Source organism: Hoyosella sp. YIM 151337, from assembly GCF_026041215.1.
GTDB lineage: Bacteria > Actinomycetota > Actinomycetes > Mycobacteriales > Mycobacteriaceae > Hoyosella.
Map to the genome: position 1 here is coordinate 25,521 of NZ_JAPEIQ010000013.1, position 18,369 is coordinate 43,889.

Consider the following 18,369-nt stretch of genomic DNA (forward strand, 5'->3'; position numbering starts at 1 on the left):
CTTCCTGGATGTGAACTTTTCGGCTTCATTGCTCTCTCCGGCGGTTTCTTCAGGGCCGGGGAACGCCGACGGGGTTGGGCAGCGGTATGGCACCGGAGTCGAACAGGCGCCGGCTGATCGGTGCCGCGATGGCGATGATGTCCTCGATTCCCGTCTGTCCGACAGCGGTGACCGGGTCAGCTGCGAGAAAGTCAGTGCGGTCTTCGATGCTGCGGCGCAGCGCTCCACCATTCTTGGTGAGTCGGCCACTGACATCGATCACGCCACCGGCGCGAAGTCGCCGCTCCGAGGTCTCCCACTCTTCGTCGGTCCAGCCGCGATTGTGCTGCATAATCTCGCGGGTCACGGTTCCGGTGGCGGCGTGTGCGACGACGGCATCGATGCCGCGCAGTCCAGCGTGCACGCAGGCGATGACGTGCCCGTCACCTCGGTGCTCGCGCAGTACAGTCGCAGCGAGCCACACTTGCGCGGTGAGATCGTCGGGTCGCGTGACACGCGACCACCCGGCGGCCAGTGGCCGGCCTGCGAAATGACAACCGTCCGCGGCCATCTCAAGGTAGGACGCGAGCTGTTCGAGGTCGCGGCGAGGGACCTGGCCCAGGTACTCGGAGAGCACGAGACGAGCCGTGGCTAGCCGCGCTTGCAGCACGGTCGCAGGATCCGCGCACACCCACGCTTCAGGCAGCGCACGGGCGACACGCCGGGCGGGGAAGCTAAAGAACATCGACTCAACGGGCGCGGCGGTCATCGCGCCGAGTGGCGCCGCCCGGCCCGCAAAGTAGCCCATCCAGTAACCGCTCATGCCGAGATCGAGTGAAACCCGGCGGTGGTGCGGTGAGAAGTATGCCGCGGCGTGCAGGGGCTCGATCGCTTCCCACAGGCGCCGTGCCAGTGTCGCTGCCGGTTCTGCCATCCTCGTCGTCTCTCTGCTTTGATGAACATGCTGTGAAACCAGCATCGTGGTTGCGGAAGAAGACGGACAGTGCCACTTTTATCAAGTGGACCAGGATGCGGCGTGGTGGACAACACTGGTCTTCGGCGCGGACGGAGACACTGACCTCCCTCGTTACCTGCAGATCGTGGCCGATATTGAGCACGCCATCGAAACCCGAACTCTGACACACGGTCAGCGTTTGCCCGCAGAGCGGACTCTCGCAGCTGCTTTGTGCGTCAGCCGTGGCACTGTCGTGCGCGCATTCGAGATACTCGCTGAGCGCGGCACAATCGAGCGCATTCACGGCTCGGGCACGTTCGTCCGGTCCAATCCGTTCGCCGCCCTGCCACACGTCCGGCACATCGATTCGGCCGCAGACGATCCCGGCGACGTCATCGACCTATCCCAGGCAGCACCCTCCGATCCGTCACATTTACCGGACATCGATTGGGGGTTCGACCCTGTCGACCACAGTCCGGGTATCACCGGGCGGGGCCTGCCGATGCTGCAGGAAGCACTAGCAGTACACCTCACTCGCCTGGGACTTCCAACCACGGCGGACCAGATCATCGTGACTACCAGCACCGCTGACGTTGTCGATGTGGTTCTCCGCTCGAACCGCGCAGGCAAACGGCCAGCTGTCCTTGGGACGCCGGCGTGGCCCGCGTTGCGGTCAGTTTTCAGCGAACACACCGCGGCTTCGTTGTGTCTCTACCCTGACGCGGGGGGTGTAGACCCGGCTGCGTTACGACGGGCACTGCGCCGCACGGCGGCGTCGGTCGTACTCGTCGACACGGTTGAAGCGGGACCGGTCGGCCGAGCGACGGCCACGTCAAGGTTTCCCCGGATCGCCGCGGCGATCGAGGACCACACCGCCGTCGCGCTTGAGGATCTGTCCTTCTTGGCGTGCGAGGCTGTCCACAACCCCCAATTCCGGCCCCTGTCGGCATTGTCCGAACGGTTCACCGCAATGGGAGACTTGGGACGGGTGTTCTGGTCCGGTTGTGGGGTGGGGTGGCTCAGGGAAGCCGCACCCGCGGAGTCACTACTCGGCGCTGCCCTGCGGATTCCTCGACCTGCAGCAAGCGCGCAGGTGCACGCCGCACGCCTGCTCGTCGCCGCGACCCCTCAATGGTTTGCCGAGCGCCGCGAGCACCTCAGCGAGCACGTGCGGTACTTGATTCGGCGTCTTGGAGAGGTGCTGCCAAGCTGGAAGATCGAGTCGCCGACTGCAGGTGACGGCGTGTGGGTACGCTTGCCGGTTATCGACGCGTCAACCTTCGCTCACGTCGCTGCTCGCAGCGGAATCACGGTGTGCAGCGGGCAAGGGTGCGTCACAGACGGCGGCCTGCGCGAATACATCAGAATCTCGGCAGCCGCGGACAAGCCCACCCTGGAACTCGCAGTGGACCGACTTGCCGAAGCCTGGGCAATCTACACACGGCGACTCGCCGCAAGTGTGTAGGGTCTCGCACGACAGACCGCAAGCCTCTGATGTCACACAACAGTGAACCCGCCAGGCAGGCTGCACCGCCCAGTTAATGCGAGCAGGACCAGTTCGCCGTGCCCGCGCCGCATCGCTAGCGTCGCTGCCAGCGTCAGCACTTCGGTTGTCACCTCCGCCGGAAGAGATTCGCATTGCCCGGTTGCTCGCGCTAAGTCCAGGCCGTGCACGGCAAGCTCGAAGGTGCGAGTCGGTAAATAGTCTGACAACAACATTCCGCCCACCGCGGTAGGGATGAGCCGGTCTTCGACACCGGAGAGTGCGCTGACAGCGCGGTCGCGAATAGCCGTCAGCGACGTCAGCGGATCGTCACCAAGCTCAGCTCCGGCCTGAACGCCACGTACCTGGATCGAGTGCGGATCGATCTGATCGGCAACGAGAAGGTAGTAGTCAGCGGCGGAACACACCGCGTGCTCGGTGGTGGATCGAGCGAGGTAGTCGACGACCGTGGTCATCGCTCGGCTGATATGCCCAACCAGAGAGCGCACGGTCCACGAACCCAGTGCAGGCTCGTCCCACTTCCCTTGGGGCACACACTCGGTCAGTGCTACGACGTAGTCAGCCGCAGCGCGAAAGTTGTCAATTGGCAAAACATCACAAGACGCGCGTGCGCAAGCATGCTTGGCAACGCCCTTCCCCTGGTTGATAGCCATGCCACCAATCGAACCGATCCACCACTCCAGGCGACAGTGCCACTTAGCGAGAAAACCCTCAGCTAACCGCCCATTGGACCAGTGCACCTTCGGCATATTCGGAGTACTGAGACCAGCACTGGCACAGAATCCGAGCCGATGCGCGCGCCAGTCCGCTCGACAGAAATTCCGGCGCGCCTCAGCGCCGCTGCGCGGTGTCGTCACCGTGAAGTCGCGAACCAGCAGGAGGAACGCGATCGAGCTCTGGCTGAAGAGCGTCGGCCGACGCTAAGTGACATCTTCATCGCTGCCGTACGCCGCTCCTTGCGGGCTACGACGCATACCGATCGGTCTACACCAATGGATAGGAGCTCAGAGCGGCAACGGACGTTCCCGCACAACGTGTTTCATTACGAGGGTGGAAGCAACTCGCTGAACTCCGGGCAACCGAGTGAGTTGCTCGTCATAGAGCCGCTGATACGCGGCTAAGTCTTCGCTGACTACCCGCACGAGATAGTCTGGTTCGCCGAAAAGCCGCTGCGCCTCAAGCACATTGGGGATTGCAGCCGCCGCCTCTTCGAACCTGACGAGCGTTTCGTGGTTCGCCTCTCGCATCGTGATGAAAAGCAGTGCCTCGAATCTCAGGCCCAGCACTTCGGGTTCGAGCACTGCCCGGTACCCGCGAATGACGCCAGTGTCCTCAAGCTCACGCAGGCGGCGATGTGTCGGTGACACGGTGAGACGCACGCGCGCAGCTAGTTCGGTGATACTGATTCGGCCGTTTTTCTGGAGCTCCGCAAGGATTTTCCGGTCAACCGCGTCCATGGCCAAGATTCTCTCAAACACTCGCCGGTAGCGGCGGAATCTTAGGAACCAATTCTTCCCCATTCGGCATAGGTTTTGCTGAGGTCCCATCGAGTGGAGGAAGGTTCTGCCAATGAGCATGAGTATGGTCGCGGGCTTTTGGGTGATCGCGCTGCTGCTGATTGCCCTCCCTGGGCCTGACTGGGCATTCACGATTGCGGCCGGTGTGCGTGACCGAACCGTGTACCCGGCGGTCGCGGGTTTAATGGCCGGATATGTGATTCTCACGTGCGTCGTCGCAGCGGGGGTCGGCGCACTCGTGGCGAGCACACCTGCGATCCTGACGGTGCTGACGATCATCGGCGCGGCTTACCTGCTGTATCTGGGCGGCTGCCTCCTCAAGCGGCCGGCGCCAGTGCAGCTCGGCCAGCCGGATTCGATGACGTCCGCACCCTGGTGGGCGCGGACAGTGCGCGGTGCCGGTGTAAGCAGCCTCAACCCCAAGGCCCTCATCTTGTTTCTCGCGCTGCTACCCCAGTTCACCGACGGCAGCAGTAGCTGGCCAGTTCCCGCACAAGTCGCGGCCCTGGGCGCCTTGTACATCGCGACGTGCGGCGCGTTCTACACGGCAGTCGGCCTTGGCGCACGCGCCGCCGCACTCACGCGGCCACGAGTGATGCGTGCCCTCCCCAAGCTGTCAGGTGCTGCGATGCTGACGCTGGGTGTCGTGATGCTAGGTGAGCACGCCGCGCTGTTAGTGAGCTGATCTGGCCCGGCACCCACATTCACTGCCGCGGGCGGATCGACCCGCCCGCGGCCAGCCGCATCAAATCGGAGTCCAGATCAATGGACGTTTCGGTGCCGCCCGCGCTCCCGTATTCGTGCTGATAACTGCCCCACGACTCGTCGCGCACTTTGTGGGCGATACCAGACTCCATGAGCAGCACCAGTTCGCGCGCAGCACGGTCGATACGCTTATTCAAGTCACTGTCGCCCCAGTCGTCCGACGCCGCGAAGAGCGCGGTCGGCGCGGTCATGGTTCGCAAAAACGCAAAAAGCGAGCGCATCTGTTCATCGACGACGAGGGCATGCCGACTAGTCCCGGCAGTCGCGGCGAGCACGACTGGCTTGGCGATGAGGAGATCGTTGTCGAGCACGTGGAAGAACGACGTGAAAAGCCCGCTCGGCGCAGCCTTGTAGACAGGTGCAGCGGCGATGATGCCGTCGGCCGCAGCGAGCGCAGCCACCGCGCGTTCCATCTTGGGGCCATGCAACTGGGAAACGAGGGCTGCGCTGATCTCCTGGGCAAGCTCCCTGAGATCGATGACCGTCGTTGTGACAGCTGCGCCCCGCTTTCCGGCGAGGCTTTCGGCACGTGCCGCGACGCGGTCCGCCAGCAACCGTGTCGAGGACGGATCACTTGTGCCGCCGCTGACGATGACGAGCCGGTAAGGCTGTGCAGTCCCGCTGGTCATAGTGGTGTTGCCTTTCTTTCCTGCGCGGCGAGTTTCCCGCAGAGTCTTTGCAGTTCACACATCTCTTCCTCGGTGAGCGCGCTTTTCACGGCACGCGCGACACCAGCGGCGTGGCGACCGCCAATGCGGCGCTGCACCTCCCGCCCGTCACTGGTGAGTGAAAGCCGCACTCCCCGGCCATCGCGTGGGTCCCGGGAGCGTGCGATCAGTCCGCGATCAACGAGCCGGTCAACCATCCGCGATAGCGCGGGCTGGCTTAACAGCACGTAATCGTTGAGCTCTGCCAATCGCAGCGGGGCAGGGCATTTCGAGAGTGTGTAGAGCACGTCGTACTCCCGCATCGTGTAGCCCTGCCACACGTCTTGCGCAGCGAATCGCTTCATGAGCACCGCATGCGCCGTCATCAGTGCTTCCCACGCGTCGTTCGCGCGACGACTGCTCGACGACATCAGCGGCCAGTCGTGAGCTGAGAACTGTCCTGGTACGGAGAGGTGCCTGTGAGGTTGTCACCGCGGTTGGCGTTCGGACGCGGCTGACGCGCAGGCCGGTCACCGTACTTTGCCCGCACGCGCGCCGCGTGAGTGGGCGGGGACGCTGTTTCGGGATCTTTCCTTGCCGCGAGCTCCCTGCGCAGTACGGGCACTACTTCACCACCGAGCAACTCAAGCTGGTCGAGCACCACGTTCAGCGGCAGGCCTGCATGGTCGATGAGGAAAAGCTGGCGCTGGTAGTCACCGATGTGGTCGTGGAAGGTGAGGGTCTTGTCGATCACCTCTTGTGGACTGCCCACTGAAAGTGGCGTCATCTCGCTGAACTCTTCGAGTGACGGACCATGACCGTAGACGGGTGCCTCGTTGAAGTACGGCCGGAACTGCTTCCACGCGTCCTGCGATTTCTTCGCGATGAATGCCTGCCCACCGAGACCGACGATTGCCTGCTTGGCGGTCCCGTGCCCGTAGTGCTCGAAGCGCTGCCGGTAGAAGTCAATAAGCCGCTTCGAATGTTCTGTGGGCCAGAAGATGTGGTTGGCGAAGAACCCGTTGCCGTAGTACGCGGCTTGCTCGGCGATCTCCGGAGTGCGGATCGACCCGTGCCAGACAAACGGGGGAACGTCGTCCAATGGGCGTGGCGTCGAGGTGAAGCCCTGCAGCGGCGTCCGGAAGTTGCCCTCCCAATCGACCACGTCTTCACGCCACAGCCGATGCAGCAGGTTGTAGTTTTCGAGCGCGAGCGGGAGGCCCTGACGGATGTCTTGGCCAAACCAGGGATAGACCGGTGCAGTGTTGCCACGGCCCAGCATGAGGTCCATACGGCCCTGTGCTAGGTGCTGGAGCATTGCGTAGTCCTCGGCGATCTTCACCGGGTCGTTCGTCGTAATGAGGGTTGTGGCCGTGGTGACGATGAGGTGTTTCGTCAGGGCGGCGATGTGCGCGAGAAGGGTCGTTGGTGAAGACGAGAAGAATGGCGGGTTGTGGTGCTCGCCAATCGCGAAAACGTCGAGCCCCACTTCGTCGGCTTTCTGCGCGATCTTCACCACCGCGCCGATGCGCTCAGCTTCGCTGGGGGTATAGCCGGACACCGGGTCGCGAGTGATGTCGCTGACTGAAAACACTCCGAAGTGCATAGTGGACTCCCGTCCTCGATTCATGCATTTGCATCTATTCTAACTCGCGCTAATCCGTACCTATTCCCGATCTCCGAATACGCCCAAAACAGGCGCTACCGTGAAGCGCCGGCAGTAAAATTCGATGATGAAACGCCTCGCACTCCTCCTGATCGGAATGCTTGCGACCGCCTGCGCGACGACGGCACCTGACTCCGATCCAAATACCACCCCCACCGCCGCTCCGGCGACCGCCGATCTCGATGAGCGGGTAAACACTGAATACGAGCGCGCGCTCAACGCCCCCGGAGCAGATCGGGAAGCTCTCGAGGCGTCGCAGATCGAATGGCAGACGCAGCGTGAAGCATGCGCAGAGGAAGACGACCCCGCGCGCTGTGAGCGAGAATCCAGCATGACCAGGCTCGTCGAACTCCAGATCGCCGACCCCGCGACTGCCGCGCCAATAGACGCCCGCTACACCTGTCCTGACGACAAAGAACTCACCGCGCAGTACTACAACGATATCGACCCCCAGGCAGGCGTGTTCACCTGGGACGGTGAGCAAATGATTCTCTTCATCGAAATGTCCGGCAGCGGCGCGCGCTACGGCCGAGACGGTGTTTCTTTCTGGGAACACCAGGGCGAAGCGACGTTTGACTACCACGGTGACACTGTCGTGTGCGAGGTGGCCTAGGAGCCTCTCTGTGATCCGCGTCTCATACTGAGACGGATGGGGTGTGCCTCACGGTGTTGTATCGAATCGCACCGTCCCCCACGAGCTGGCAGTCCAGTCCAGCTCCCGACCAAGGAGGCGCATCCATTGAGTAGGCAGAGCCTGACCAAGGCGCATGCGAAGATCACCGAACTCTCGTGGGAGCCCACGTTCGCCACCCCAGCGACGCGGTTCGGTACGGACTACACATTCGAGAAGGCCCCCAAGAAGGACCCTCTCAAGCAGATCATGCGGTCCTACTTCCCGATGGAAGAAGAGAAGGACAACCGCGTCTACGGGGCCATGGACGGCGCTATCCGTGGCAATATGTTCCGTCAGGTCCAGCAGCGCTGGCTTGAATGGCAAAAACTGTTCCTATCGATCATCCCGTTCCCGGAGATCTCCGCCGCACGCGCGATGCCGATGGCCATCGACGCAGTGCCCAACCCCGAGATTCACAACGGTCTTGCCGTTCAGATGATCGACGAGGTTCGCCACTCCACGATCCAGATGAACCTCAAAAAGCTCTACATGAACAACTATATCGATCCGGCAGGGTTCGATATCACTGAGAAGGCCTTCGCGAACAACTACGCGGGCACCATTGGCCGTCAGTTCGGCGAGGGCTTCATCACCGGTGACGCGATCACAGCCGCGAATATCTACCTCACAGTCGTCGCGGAGACGGCCTTCACCAACACCCTGTTCGTGGCTATGCCTGACGAAGCCGCCGCGAACGGTGACTACCTGCTGCCCACCGTGTTCCACTCCGTACAGTCCGACGAGTCACGCCATATTTCCAACGGCTACTCGATTCTCTTGATGGCGCTCGCCGACGAGCGCAACCGGCCACTCCTCGAGCGTGACCTCCGGTACGCGTGGTGGAACAACCACTGCGTTGTGGACGCCGCGATCGGAACGTTTATCGAGTACGGCACGAAGGACCGCCGGAAGGATCGTGAAAGCTACGCCGAAATGTGGCGGCGCTGGATCTATGACGACTACTACCGCAGCTACCTGCTGCCGCTCGAGAAGTACGGTCTCACCATCCCGCATGATCTGGTCGAAGAAGCCTGGAAGCGGATCGTCGACAAGCATTACGTTCACGAGGTGGCGCGGTTCTTCGCAACGGGCTGGCCGGTCAACTATTGGCGCATCGACGCGATGACCGACGCTGACTTCGAGTGGTTCGAAGAGAAGTACCCAGGGTGGTACTCGAAGTTCGGAAAGTGGTGGGAGGCCTACAACCGGCTCGCCTACCCTGGCCGGAACAAGCCGATCGCATTCGAGGAAGTCGGCTACCAATATCCGCACCGGTGCTGGACCTGCATGGTCCCTGCCCTCGTCCGCGAGGACATGATTGTTGACAAGGTCGACGATCAGTGGCGCACCTATTGCTCCGAAACATGCCACTGGACAGACGCGGTGGCTTTCCGGGGCGAGTACGAGGGCCGCCCGACGCCGAACATGGGACGGCTCACCGGCTTCCGCGAATGGGAAACGCTGCACCACGGGAAGGACCTCGCCGACATCGTGCAGGACCTTGGTTATGTCCGCGACGACGGCAAAACTCTCATCGGGCAGCCGCACCTGCAGCTCGACGATCCGAAAAAGCTCTGGACCCTCGATGACGTCCGGGGTAACACGTTCAACAGCCCGAACGTGTTGCTGAACGAGATGTCTGATGCGGAACGTGAGGCGCACGTAGCCGCCTACCGCGCAGGCGCAGTACCCGCCTGATCCAGGCTCGGTGGGTGGCGCCGCGCTTCAAGCCGGCGCTCCCCACCGCTTCAGCACACCACTTTCTTTCTGAGCTCAGGAGATGGCCCGTGGCCGATAAGCACCGTATCAACTTCGAGCCCGTCGACATCGAGATGGAAGTCGGCGAGGACGAGTACATCCTCGATGCCGCGTTCCGGCAGGGAATCCACCTCATGCACGGCTGCCGGGAGGGCCGGTGCTCGGCCTGCAAATCCTTTGTCCTCGACGGCGATATCGAAATGGATAACTACTCGACGTTCGCGTGCAACGAATCCGAGACCGAGGAGGGACTCGTCCTGCTCTGCCGCTCGACCGCATACAGCGACTGCACGATTGAGCTGCTCAACTTCGACGAGGACGAACTCCTCAGCGGCATACCTATCCAAGACGTACGCACCAGAGTGGTCGCTATCGAGCCGCTCACCAAAGACATCGTGTCGCTGCGGCTGCAGCCCGCCGAACCGGCGGTGTATGAGTTCAAACCGGGCCAGTACTCAGAGCTGACAATCCCGGGAACGGAAGAACGCCGTTCGTTCTCCATGGCGACGACACAATCCACACCGGATCAGGTCGAATTCCTCATCAAGAAGTACCCGGGCGGCAAGTTCGCCACCCTCCTTGAGGACGGGATTACTGTCGGTGACGAAATCGCTCTCACCGGCCCTTACGGGTCATTCACCCTGAAAGATGGCCACGTCCTCCCGCTCGTCTTCATTGGCGGCGGCGCAGGGATGGCACCGCTTCTCTCGCTGCTGCGTCACATGGTCGAGACAGGTAACACCCGGCGGGTGCACTTCTACTACGGTGCCCGCACCCCGCCGGACCTCTTTTACCTCGACGAGATTCTCGAACTCGGAAAGGGACTGGTGGACTTCACCTTTGTTGCGTGTCTCTCGGAGTCGCTTCACCCGCCAGTTCAGGGTGCGATCACCGTCGAGGAAGGCAACGTCACCGACGTCGTGCGCCGCCTTGAACCCGCGCTCGGCAAATCCGAGGTGTACCTCTGCGGGCCACCGCCAATGGTTGATGCCGCCCTCGAGCTCCTCGAGGAGAGCAACACTCCGCACGACCAGATCTTCTACGACAAGTTCACGAGCCCCGCTTTCGACTAGCGCTCCAGCAGACCAGGACCCAGCCCACACCACCGAAAGAACTGAGAGAAAAGATGACCGCAACCACCGGGACCAAGCAACGCAGCTTTCCCTCCATCGAATTCACCGACTCGGAGGCCGGAGCTCTCGAGTTCCCCAGTTCACGCAGCCGCACCTTCAGCTACTACAAGCCCGCACGGAAACGGGCAACCACCTACGAGGACGTCACCGTCGACGTCCAGCCGGATCCCGCTCGGCACCTTACCCAGGGCTGGATCTACGGCTTCGGCGACGGCCCCGGCGGCTACCCGCAGGATTGGACAGTCGCTAAGTCCTCGAATTGGCACGCATTCCTCGATCCGAACGAGGAGTGGGACCAAACGATCTACCGGAATAATTCCGCGGTGGTGCGCCAGGTCGATCTCTGCCTGAAAAACGCGAAACGTGCTCGCGCATACGATGGCTGGAACAGCCCGTGGCTGAAATTCATCGAGCGCAATCTCGGTGCCTGGATGCACGCGGAGAATGGCCTCGCACTCCACGTCTTCACCTCGATCCAGCGTTCCGGGCCCACGAACATGATTAATACCGCTGTTGCGGTGAATGCGGCGCATAAGATGCGCTTCGCGCAGGACCTCGCGCTGTTCAACCTCGATCTCTCCGAGGCTGTCAGTACCTTCGACGGTTCCGCGCACCGAGACGTGTGGCACTCCGCCCCCGAGTGGCAGCCCACCAGAGAGGTTGTCGAACGACTCACCGCGGTAAGCGATTGGTGCGAGCTGCTTTTCGCCACCAACATCGTCTTCGAACAGCTCGTGGGTTCACTTTTCCGCAGCGAACTTGTCATGCAGATCGCGGCCCGAAACGGTGACTACATCACCCCCACACTCGTCGGGACCGGCGAATACGACTACGACCGTGACCTCGCCTACACACGAAATCTGTTCCGCCTGCTCGTTCGCGACGAGACGCACAGCGACACCAACAAGGCGCTTCTCGCCGAATGGCTGGCTACGTGGGTACCGCGCTGTCTCGATGCCGCCCGGGCTCTTCAGCCGATCTGGTCGCAGCCTGCGGACAAGGCCGTGACGTTTGCCTCGAGCCTCGACGCGGCACAGTCGAAATTCCGTTCCCTGCTCGAAGAAATCGGGCTTGACATTCCTGAGGAGCTGGACAAGTGAGCATGCAATTCGGTTCGTCCACTGAGTTTTCGAACATGTGTGGCGTCACGCTGATGAACACCCCTATCGGCCGCGTCGTCGCTGATGTGATGGGCGCGAAACAGGGTGTGGAGCTGACTGAATATCCCTCGATGATCCGCGTGGACGGTGTCAAACTCCTCGAGTTCAACTACGACGAACTCACCGATGCCCTCGGCAGTGAATTCGACGGTTCCATCTTCGAAGAAATCAGCTCTACGCACTACGGACGCATGGTGCACCTCGACGACAAGACGATGCTCTTCGCCAGCCCCGAGGATGCAGCCGAGTACATCGGCTTCGACCTGACCGTCCACTGACCAACAACCAGGAGGCCACGCCATGTACGAGAAGGACGGCGAGCAGTATTTCATCGTCGACGGCCATGTGCATATCTGGGACGGCCGTAAGTCGAACCAGCGAAACATTCACGGCCAGCAGTTCATCGACTGCTTTTACGACTATCACAAGAACTTGAGTCCCGAAGAACATGTGTGGGACTTCGACAGCTACGCCTACTACGGCAGCGACCGCTTCATGAAAGACATCTTCGTGGACGGCTACGTTGACCACGCTATCTTTCAGGCCACGCTGCTGAGCGAGTTCTACCACAACGGTTTCGGCCAAACCGAAGAATCGTTCGCGCTCACCCAGCAGCATCCCGGCAAGCTGACCTACAACCACGCATACGACCCGCGCCATGGCGAGAAAGGTCTCGAACAGCTTCGCCGGGACGCGGAACGCATGAATCTGAAAGGCGTAAAGCTCTACACCGCCGAGTGGTTTGGCAGCTCCCGCGGCTACAAGCTCGATGATGGTTGGTCACGGCGCTACCTCGAAGAATGTATCGCACTGGGGATAAAGAACATCCACGTGCATAAGGGGCCCACCATCCGGCCGCTCGATCGCGACGCGTTCGATGTGGCAGACATCGACAAGGTCGCGACTGATTACCTCGAGCTGCGCTTCATCGTGGAACACGTCGGCCTGCCACGGCTTGAGGACTTCTGCTGGATCGCCACCCAGGAGTCCAACGTGTACGGCGGTCTCGCGGTGGCAATGCCGTTCATCCATAGCCGCCCACGGTATTTCGCTCAGATTATGGGCGAGCTGCTGTACTGGATTGGCGAGGACAAGATTCTCTTCGGCAGCGACTATGCACTATGGACGCCAAAGTGGCTGGTCGAGCAATTCGTGGATTTCCAGATCCCGGATGACATGGCGGAGTACCCGGCAATCACTGTGGAGCAGAAGAAGAAGATCCTCGGTCTGAACGCGGCCGCCCTGTACGACTTGGACGTCCCGAACGAGTTCGCGTTGCGCGAGTCAGCGGGACAGGACCGTGTTGAGGTGGCCGCTGGGGCGCGAGAGGCCGCGTCGCTATGACCGCGCCAACGGTGGAACTGGTGGACGAGATCGTCGCGGCGCTCGCGACGGTCTCGGACCCGGAACTGGACCAGCCCATCACAGACCTCGGATTTGTCCGATCGATCACTCTCGACGACCATGGCGTCATTGTCCGTCTTCGGCTGCCCACGGCGTTCTGCGCACCGAACTTCGCGTACCTGATGGCATCAGACGCACAAGACGCTCTCCGGATGGTCGAGAACCTTGGAACGGTCCACGTCCTGCTCGACGATCATCACGATAGCCAGAAGATCAACGCTGGCCTCGCGGCTAACGCAGGGTATCGGGGCACGTTCGGTGATGAAGCGAGCGACAGCCTCGCGGACCTGCGACGCACCTTCCTCCGCAAGGCCCACGCCGCCGCGATGGAGCGGTGCGTCGCCGCGCACCTCAAAGAGTCGGATCTTCGCCTCGACGAAATCTTCCGGCTCACTCTCCGCGATCTCGCCGCGGGCAAGGAGAAGACTGCGCTGCTGCGGCGCCGGGTGGACGTCGGCCTCAGCATCTGCCCAGCGTCTCGCGTTGTGGTTGACGACGAAGGCCACCCACTTTCACGTGTCGAGGTTCCGATGCGGCTGAGGTTTGCGCGATCGGTGCGCATCTCGATGGAAGGCAACGCGCATTTCTGCCGGGGTCTGCTCGCGACCCGCTACGGCGACAGCGACTCCGCCGATACACCGCAGGTCATCGATATCAGGACAACAGGGAGACCGCAATGAAGGCCGTGCAAGTGGTCGGGTACCACACGAAACTACAGCTCAACGATGTTGCGGCGCCGAAGATTGAGAACCCCTTCGACGTGATCGTCAAGATTGGCGGAGCGGGTGTCTGCCGTACCGACATTCACATCCTGGAGGGCCAGTGGGCGGAGAAGACGGACGTCGCACTCCCCTACACAATCGGTCACGAGAACGCCGGCTGGGTGACTGCCGTGGGCAGTGCCGTGACGAATGTGTCCGAAGGCGACAAGGTTATCCTGCATCCGCTCATCACCTGCGGTCTGTGCCGCGCGTGCCGATCTGGCGACGACGTGCATTGCCAGAGCAGCAGCTTCCCCGGCATCGACACGAACGGCGGCTACGCGGAGTATCTGCGTACCACCGCACGCAGCGTAGTCAGAATCGACGACGGGCTCGAGCCGGCCGATGTGGCGGCCCTCGCCGATGCGGGACTGACGGCCTACCACGCGATCGCGAAGGTTGCCCGTACGACCCGCCCTGGTGATGTCTGTGTAATGATCGGCGCAGGTGGGCTCGGCCACATCGGCATCCAAGTGCTTAAAGCCATCTCAGGCGTGACGATCGTCGTAGTTGACCGCAATCCCGCAGCTGTCGATCTCGCAGTCAAGATCGGTGCCGACATCGGCATCGTGGCTGATGGCAGTCAAGTCGAGCAGGTACTGGAGATCACCGGCGGCAACGGTGCTGAAGCCGTCGTCGATTTCGTCGGTGAAGGGGGCGCGACCAAGCAAGGTGTCGCAATGCTCCGGCGCGCGGGTAACTACTACGTCGTCGGCTACGGCGAGAACATCGACGTTCCCACCATCGACATCATCTCGACGGAGATCAACTTCGTCGGAAATCTGGTGGGGTCCTACAACGATCTGCAAGAACTCATGGTGCTCGCGGCACAGGGCAAAGTCACCTTGCACACCACTAAATACCAACTCGACGAGTTCCAGAACGCAATCGACGACCTCGACGCCGGACGGGTGCGCGGCCGCGCCATTCTCGTTCCCTGACAACGCTTCCAGACAACACGAACGAAAGGCAGAAAACCATGGCAAAGGAGCTGCGGTACAACAAGGACGCTCGCCTCCGCTTGGAGCACGGCGTCAACGCTCTCGCCGACGCGGTCAAGGTGACCCTCGGGCCGAAAGGCCGCAATGCGGTCCTCGAGAAGCTCACTGGTCCGCCGACCATCACCAACGATGGTGTGACCATCGCGCGCGAGATCCAGCTGCGCGACCCGTTCGCCAACATGGGCGCTCAGCTCGTGAAAGAAGTGGCGATGAAAACGAATGGTGTTGTGGGTGACGGCACCACGACCGCAACGGTGCTCGCCCAGGCGATGGTGCGCGAAGGGCTCGCCGCGGTTGAAGCCGGTGCGAATCCCATGCGGGTTCGCCGTGGTATCGAACGTGCGGTAACCGCGGTAGTCGAGACGCTGCGAGACCAGTCTGTTGACATCGTCGGCCGCGAAGACCTGAAACGAATCGCCGCACTAGCTGCAAGCGACGACGAAGCTATCGGCGAAGCCATCGCTGCGGCAGTGAACTATGTTGGCAAATCTGGGGTGGTCACCACAGAGGAAAGCGACACCCTTGGGATCTCTGTTGAGGTGGTTGACGGTATCGAATTCGACCACGGCTACATCTCCGGCTACATGGTGACTGACCCGGAACGTATGGAAGCGGTCCACGACAAGCCGCTTATCTTGTTGACCAACAAGAAGATCACCAAAGTTCAGGACATCATGCCGACCATCGAGGTCGCCAAGCGCGCGGAGCGGCCTCTCGTCGTCCTCGCCGAGGACGTTGATGGTCCCGCGCTGCAACTGCTCGTGGGCGGAAACATGCACAAAACGATGCAGTCGGTGGTTGTTCGTGCACCCGGATTCGGTCACCGGCGAGTGGCGGAACTCCAAGACCTCGCAGTGGCTCTCGGTGGCCACGTCATCGCCAAGGACACCGGGGTGGAGCTGTCAGAGATAAAGCTCGAGCACCTGGGATCATGTGACCGGATCACGGTCACCGAAAGCACCACGACTATCGTCGGCGGGCACGGCGACCCGCGCCTCGTTGATGCACGGATCGGACAGCTCGAGGCCCAGCTCGAGCGGGCGAAAATCGATGCCGATCAGGAAAGCTTGCAGTTGCGCATGGCCCGGCTCAGTGGTTGCGTGGCCGTGATCAGGGTCGGCGGAGCAACGAGTGTCGAACTCAAGGAGCGCATGCTCCGCGTTGACGACGCCCTCGCTGCCACGCAAGCGGCGCAAGAAGACGGCATCGTGTCGGGCGGGGGTACAGCGCTGGCGCAGTCGCACGCCGCACTGCGTGGCCTCGACCTCGATGGGGATGAAGCGATCGGCAGCGAAATCGTGCGCAAAGCGCTCGCTGAGCCGATCACGTGGATCGCAAACAACGCCGGATACGACGGAAACGACGTGGCGCGGGTCGTTGCTGATTTACCGCTCGGCCATGGGTTCAACGCCCTGACAGGCGATTACGGTGACATGTTCGATGAAGGTGTGATCGATCCGTTCAAGGTGACCCGCGCAGCCCTCGAAAGTGCGGCTTCAATTGCTGCGCTTCTGATCACCACGGAAACGGCGATTGTCGAGGAAGTCGTATTCAATCCAGGGGCGATACCCGCACCAGGGTTCGGCGATCTGGCAGAGGGCATGGTGCGGCCCTCCAACATCTACTAAACAAACCCATACCAACGAGGAACGGAGGCTATCGATGATCTTTATCGTGGTGCGCTTCAAAGTTCGCCCCGAGTTTCAGGACAGCTGGCTAGAGATCACCGAGGAGTTCACTGCGGCTACGCGGGCGGAACCGGGCAACCTCTGGTACGAGTGGTCACGCAGCGTCGACGACCCTGCCGAGTTCGTTCTCGTCGAAGCTTTTCGAGATGCGCAGGCTGGGAGTGACCACGTGCGCGCAGATCACTTCAAGAAGGGGCTGGACGCGATGCGCCCAGCGCTGAGGGAGACCCCGCGCATCGTCCACACGGAGGTGCCTGGCACCCAGTGGTCGCGGATGGGCGAACTCGAGATCGCATGATTCGCACCGCTATGAGCGCGGTGGAGGAACTGGCCGCGTGTCTCGGCTCGGCTGTCATCTCCGGCGCTGACGCCAGCCTTGCCTATCGCCGGGATCGCTCGCTGCTGACCGCTGCAGGTACGCCCGCAGCGGTCGTGCGTGCCCGCTCGGCCGAGCATGTCGTCGCCACTCTGCGGATCGCTGATCAGAGGGGCGTGCCTGTTGTGACACGCGGTGCTGGGTCAGGGCTCGCGGGCGGCGCGAACGCAATTGACGGTTGCATCGTGCTCTGCACAGAGCGCATGAACCGGATCCTCTCAATCGACGAGCACACGCGTACCGCCACCGTGGAAGCAGGTGTCATCAACAGCGATGTGGCTACGGCCGCGGCGGCGCACGGACTGTGGTACGTGCCTGATCCGGGAAGCCGTGATTTTTCGACAATTGGCGGGAACATCGCGACCAACGCGGGCGGCGCGTGCTGTGCAAAGTACGGGGTAACAGCAGATCATGTTGCACGCATCAAAGCGGTGCTGCCGGGCGGGCAGATAATTCACACCGGGTCAGCCACACGCAAGAACACCGCCGGACTCAACCTGACCCAGCTGCTCGTGGGTTCCGAAGGAACACTCGCGGTTATCGTGGAGGCAACAGTGCGGCTGCGACAGTTACCCAGCGAAACCGCCACACTGGTTGCCACGTTCCCCAGCGCAACCGCGGCGACTTCCGCAGTCGCCAGCCTCACCGCAGCTACCGAACCGTCACTCGTCGAGTTCATGGACAACACCACGATCGCGGCGGTCAACCGTATGACGAAAATGGGCCTCGACGAAGCGGCGGGCGGGATGCTGCTGATCCAGTGCGACGGCGACAGCGCCCACACCCAGATCGAACGATGCGCGGCGGCGTGCGGCGAACTCCAGCCAATTGAACTCTATGTCACTGCAGACGCACGCGAAGGTGCGGCGCTGATGCAGGCTCGCCGTGTTGCACTGACCGCGCTGGAGAAGTGCGGCAGCACCTTGCTCGATGACCTGGCTGTGCCCGTCCCCCAGCTCGCCAGCATGCTCACCGCGATATCCGAGATCGCGACGCGCCACGAACTGCTTATTGGCACGTTCGGGCATGCGGCTGACGGGAACCTCCACCCGACTATCGTGTTCGACGCCGCAGATCCGGATGCAGTGTTCCGAGCGCGCAGGGCGTTCAGCGACATGGTGGCGCGCTGTCTTGAACTCGGCGGGTCCATTACCGGCGAGCACGGTGTTGGTCAGCTAAAAAGCTCATTCCTGACTCAAATGGTCGGCGTGGCGGAGCGCCGGCTGATGGGTGACATCAAGTCCGTGTTCGACCCGCGGGGCATTCTCAATCCTGGCCGCGGTGTGTGACGGGCTGTCCGGTGTCTCATTTTGAGACGCAGCGAAGACCGAGGCGGTCTACGCTGGTCACAGTACGCAAATCACGCAAGGAAGGCACGCAGG

19 protein-coding genes are annotated in these 18,369 nt (G+C 62.0%); 13 read left to right on the top strand and 6 right to left on the bottom strand.

Annotated features, from left to right (window positions below; translation table 11 throughout):
- Positions 1–49: 49 nt before the first annotated feature.
- The gene (locus tag ONR57_RS06220; protein ID WP_265122223.1) at positions 50–913 is read right to left on the bottom strand and encodes a hypothetical protein; all 864 of its coding nucleotides are present in this window, start codon (positions 911–913) and stop codon (positions 50–52) included.
- 85 nt (positions 914–998) lie between these two features.
- Here ONR57_RS06220 and ONR57_RS06225 point away from each other — a divergent pair, with 85 nt between their 5' ends.
- Positions 999–2,399, top strand: a complete 1,401-nt coding sequence (locus tag ONR57_RS06225) for a GntR family transcriptional regulator (RefSeq protein WP_265122224.1) — start codon at positions 999–1,001, stop codon at positions 2,397–2,399.
- A gap of 32 nt (positions 2,400–2,431) precedes the next feature.
- On the opposite strand, the gene ONR57_RS06230 is transcribed toward ONR57_RS06225, so the two are convergent.
- The gene (locus ONR57_RS06230) at positions 2,432–3,187 is read right to left on the bottom strand and encodes a maleylpyruvate isomerase N-terminal domain-containing protein (protein ID WP_308198658.1); all 756 of its coding nucleotides are present in this window, start codon (positions 3,185–3,187) and stop codon (positions 2,432–2,434) included.
- 255 nt (positions 3,188–3,442) lie between these two features.
- Positions 3,443–3,895, bottom strand: coding sequence for an Lrp/AsnC family transcriptional regulator (locus ONR57_RS06235; protein ID WP_265122226.1), 453 nt, complete (start codon positions 3,893–3,895; stop codon positions 3,443–3,445).
- 112 nt (positions 3,896–4,007) lie between these two features.
- Here ONR57_RS06235 and ONR57_RS06240 point away from each other — a divergent pair, with 112 nt between their 5' ends.
- Positions 4,008–4,640 (top strand): LysE family translocator, encoded by a 633-nt coding sequence (locus ONR57_RS06240; RefSeq protein WP_265122227.1) that lies wholly within the window; start codon positions 4,008–4,010, stop codon positions 4,638–4,640.
- A 19-nt stretch (positions 4,641–4,659) separates the two neighbouring features.
- Here ONR57_RS06240 and ONR57_RS06245 read toward each other — a convergent pair whose 3' ends face one another.
- From ONR57_RS06245 to ONR57_RS06255, 3 genes are read right to left on the bottom strand one after another with little or no spacing between them, the layout of a single operon-like run.
- The gene (locus ONR57_RS06245) at positions 4,660–5,349 is read right to left on the bottom strand and encodes a CE1759 family FMN reductase (protein WP_265122228.1); all 690 of its coding nucleotides are present in this window, start codon (positions 5,347–5,349) and stop codon (positions 4,660–4,662) included.
- Positions 5,346–5,798 carry a MarR family winged helix-turn-helix transcriptional regulator gene (locus ONR57_RS06250; RefSeq protein ID WP_265122229.1) on the bottom strand — a complete coding sequence of 151 codons (453 nt, stop codon included), beginning with the start codon at positions 5,796–5,798 and terminating at the stop codon, positions 5,346–5,348. Before ONR57_RS06250 ends, ONR57_RS06245 begins: the two co-directional genes overlap by 4 nt.
- The gene (locus ONR57_RS06255; RefSeq protein ID WP_265122230.1) at positions 5,798–6,973 is read right to left on the bottom strand and encodes an LLM class flavin-dependent oxidoreductase; all 1,176 of its coding nucleotides are present in this window, start codon (positions 6,971–6,973) and stop codon (positions 5,798–5,800) included. Before ONR57_RS06255 ends, ONR57_RS06250 begins: the two co-directional genes overlap by 1 nt.
- A 127-nt stretch (positions 6,974–7,100) precedes the next feature.
- Between ONR57_RS06255 and ONR57_RS06260 the strand changes: the two genes are divergently transcribed.
- The 11 genes from ONR57_RS06260 to ONR57_RS06310 all read left to right on the top strand — a co-directional run bounded on the left by ONR57_RS06260 (position 7,101) and on the right by ONR57_RS06310 (position 18,276).
- Positions 7,101–7,646, top strand: a complete 546-nt coding sequence (locus tag ONR57_RS06260; protein ID WP_265122231.1) for an MliC family protein — start codon at positions 7,101–7,103, stop codon at positions 7,644–7,646.
- A 126-nt stretch (positions 7,647–7,772) separates the two neighbouring features.
- Positions 7,773–9,404, top strand: coding sequence for an aromatic/alkene/methane monooxygenase hydroxylase/oxygenase subunit alpha (locus ONR57_RS06265; protein ID WP_265122232.1), 1,632 nt, complete (start codon positions 7,773–7,775; stop codon positions 9,402–9,404).
- Between the two features lie 89 nt (positions 9,405–9,493).
- On the top strand, positions 9,494–10,537 hold the full coding sequence (locus ONR57_RS06270; protein ID WP_265122233.1) for an FAD-binding oxidoreductase: 1,044 nt from the start codon (positions 9,494–9,496) through the stop codon (positions 10,535–10,537).
- 53 nt (positions 10,538–10,590) lie between these two features.
- A complete protein-coding gene (locus tag ONR57_RS06275) occupies positions 10,591–11,697 on the top strand; it encodes an aromatic/alkene monooxygenase hydroxylase subunit beta (protein ID WP_265122234.1) in 1,107 nt (368 codons plus the stop codon).
- Entirely contained in the window at positions 11,694–12,035 is a 342-nt protein-coding gene (gene mimD / locus ONR57_RS06280) for a propane 2-monooxygenase effector subunit MimD (protein WP_265122235.1), read from the top strand. The genes ONR57_RS06275 and mimD overlap by 4 nt, the downstream gene beginning before the upstream one ends.
- A gap of 22 nt (positions 12,036–12,057) precedes the next feature.
- Complete coding sequence (locus ONR57_RS06285; protein ID WP_265122236.1) at positions 12,058–13,101, top strand: amidohydrolase family protein; 1,044 nt, start codon at positions 12,058–12,060, stop codon at positions 13,099–13,101.
- Positions 13,098–13,841: an iron-sulfur cluster assembly protein gene (locus ONR57_RS06290; RefSeq protein ID WP_265122237.1), complete on the top strand. Its 744-nt coding sequence runs from the start codon at positions 13,098–13,100 to the stop codon at positions 13,839–13,841. The genes ONR57_RS06285 and ONR57_RS06290 overlap by 4 nt, the downstream gene beginning before the upstream one ends.
- Positions 13,838–14,863 carry an NAD(P)-dependent alcohol dehydrogenase gene (locus ONR57_RS06295; RefSeq protein ID WP_265122239.1) on the top strand — a complete coding sequence of 342 codons (1,026 nt, stop codon included), beginning with the start codon at positions 13,838–13,840 and terminating at the stop codon, positions 14,861–14,863. Before ONR57_RS06290 ends, ONR57_RS06295 begins: the two co-directional genes overlap by 4 nt.
- Before the next feature lie 38 nt (positions 14,864–14,901).
- Positions 14,902–16,551 (top strand): chaperonin GroEL, encoded by a 1,650-nt coding sequence (gene groL, locus ONR57_RS06300; protein ID WP_265122240.1) that lies wholly within the window; start codon positions 14,902–14,904, stop codon positions 16,549–16,551.
- A 34-nt stretch (positions 16,552–16,585) separates the two neighbouring features.
- Positions 16,586–16,909 carry a putative quinol monooxygenase gene (locus tag ONR57_RS06305; protein ID WP_265122242.1) on the top strand — a complete coding sequence of 108 codons (324 nt, stop codon included), beginning with the start codon at positions 16,586–16,588 and terminating at the stop codon, positions 16,907–16,909.
- Complete coding sequence (locus tag ONR57_RS06310; RefSeq protein ID WP_265122244.1) at positions 16,906–18,276, top strand: FAD-binding oxidoreductase; 1,371 nt, start codon at positions 16,906–16,908, stop codon at positions 18,274–18,276. The genes ONR57_RS06305 and ONR57_RS06310 overlap by 4 nt, the downstream gene beginning before the upstream one ends.
- The last annotated feature ends 93 nt before the right edge of the window (positions 18,277–18,369 follow it).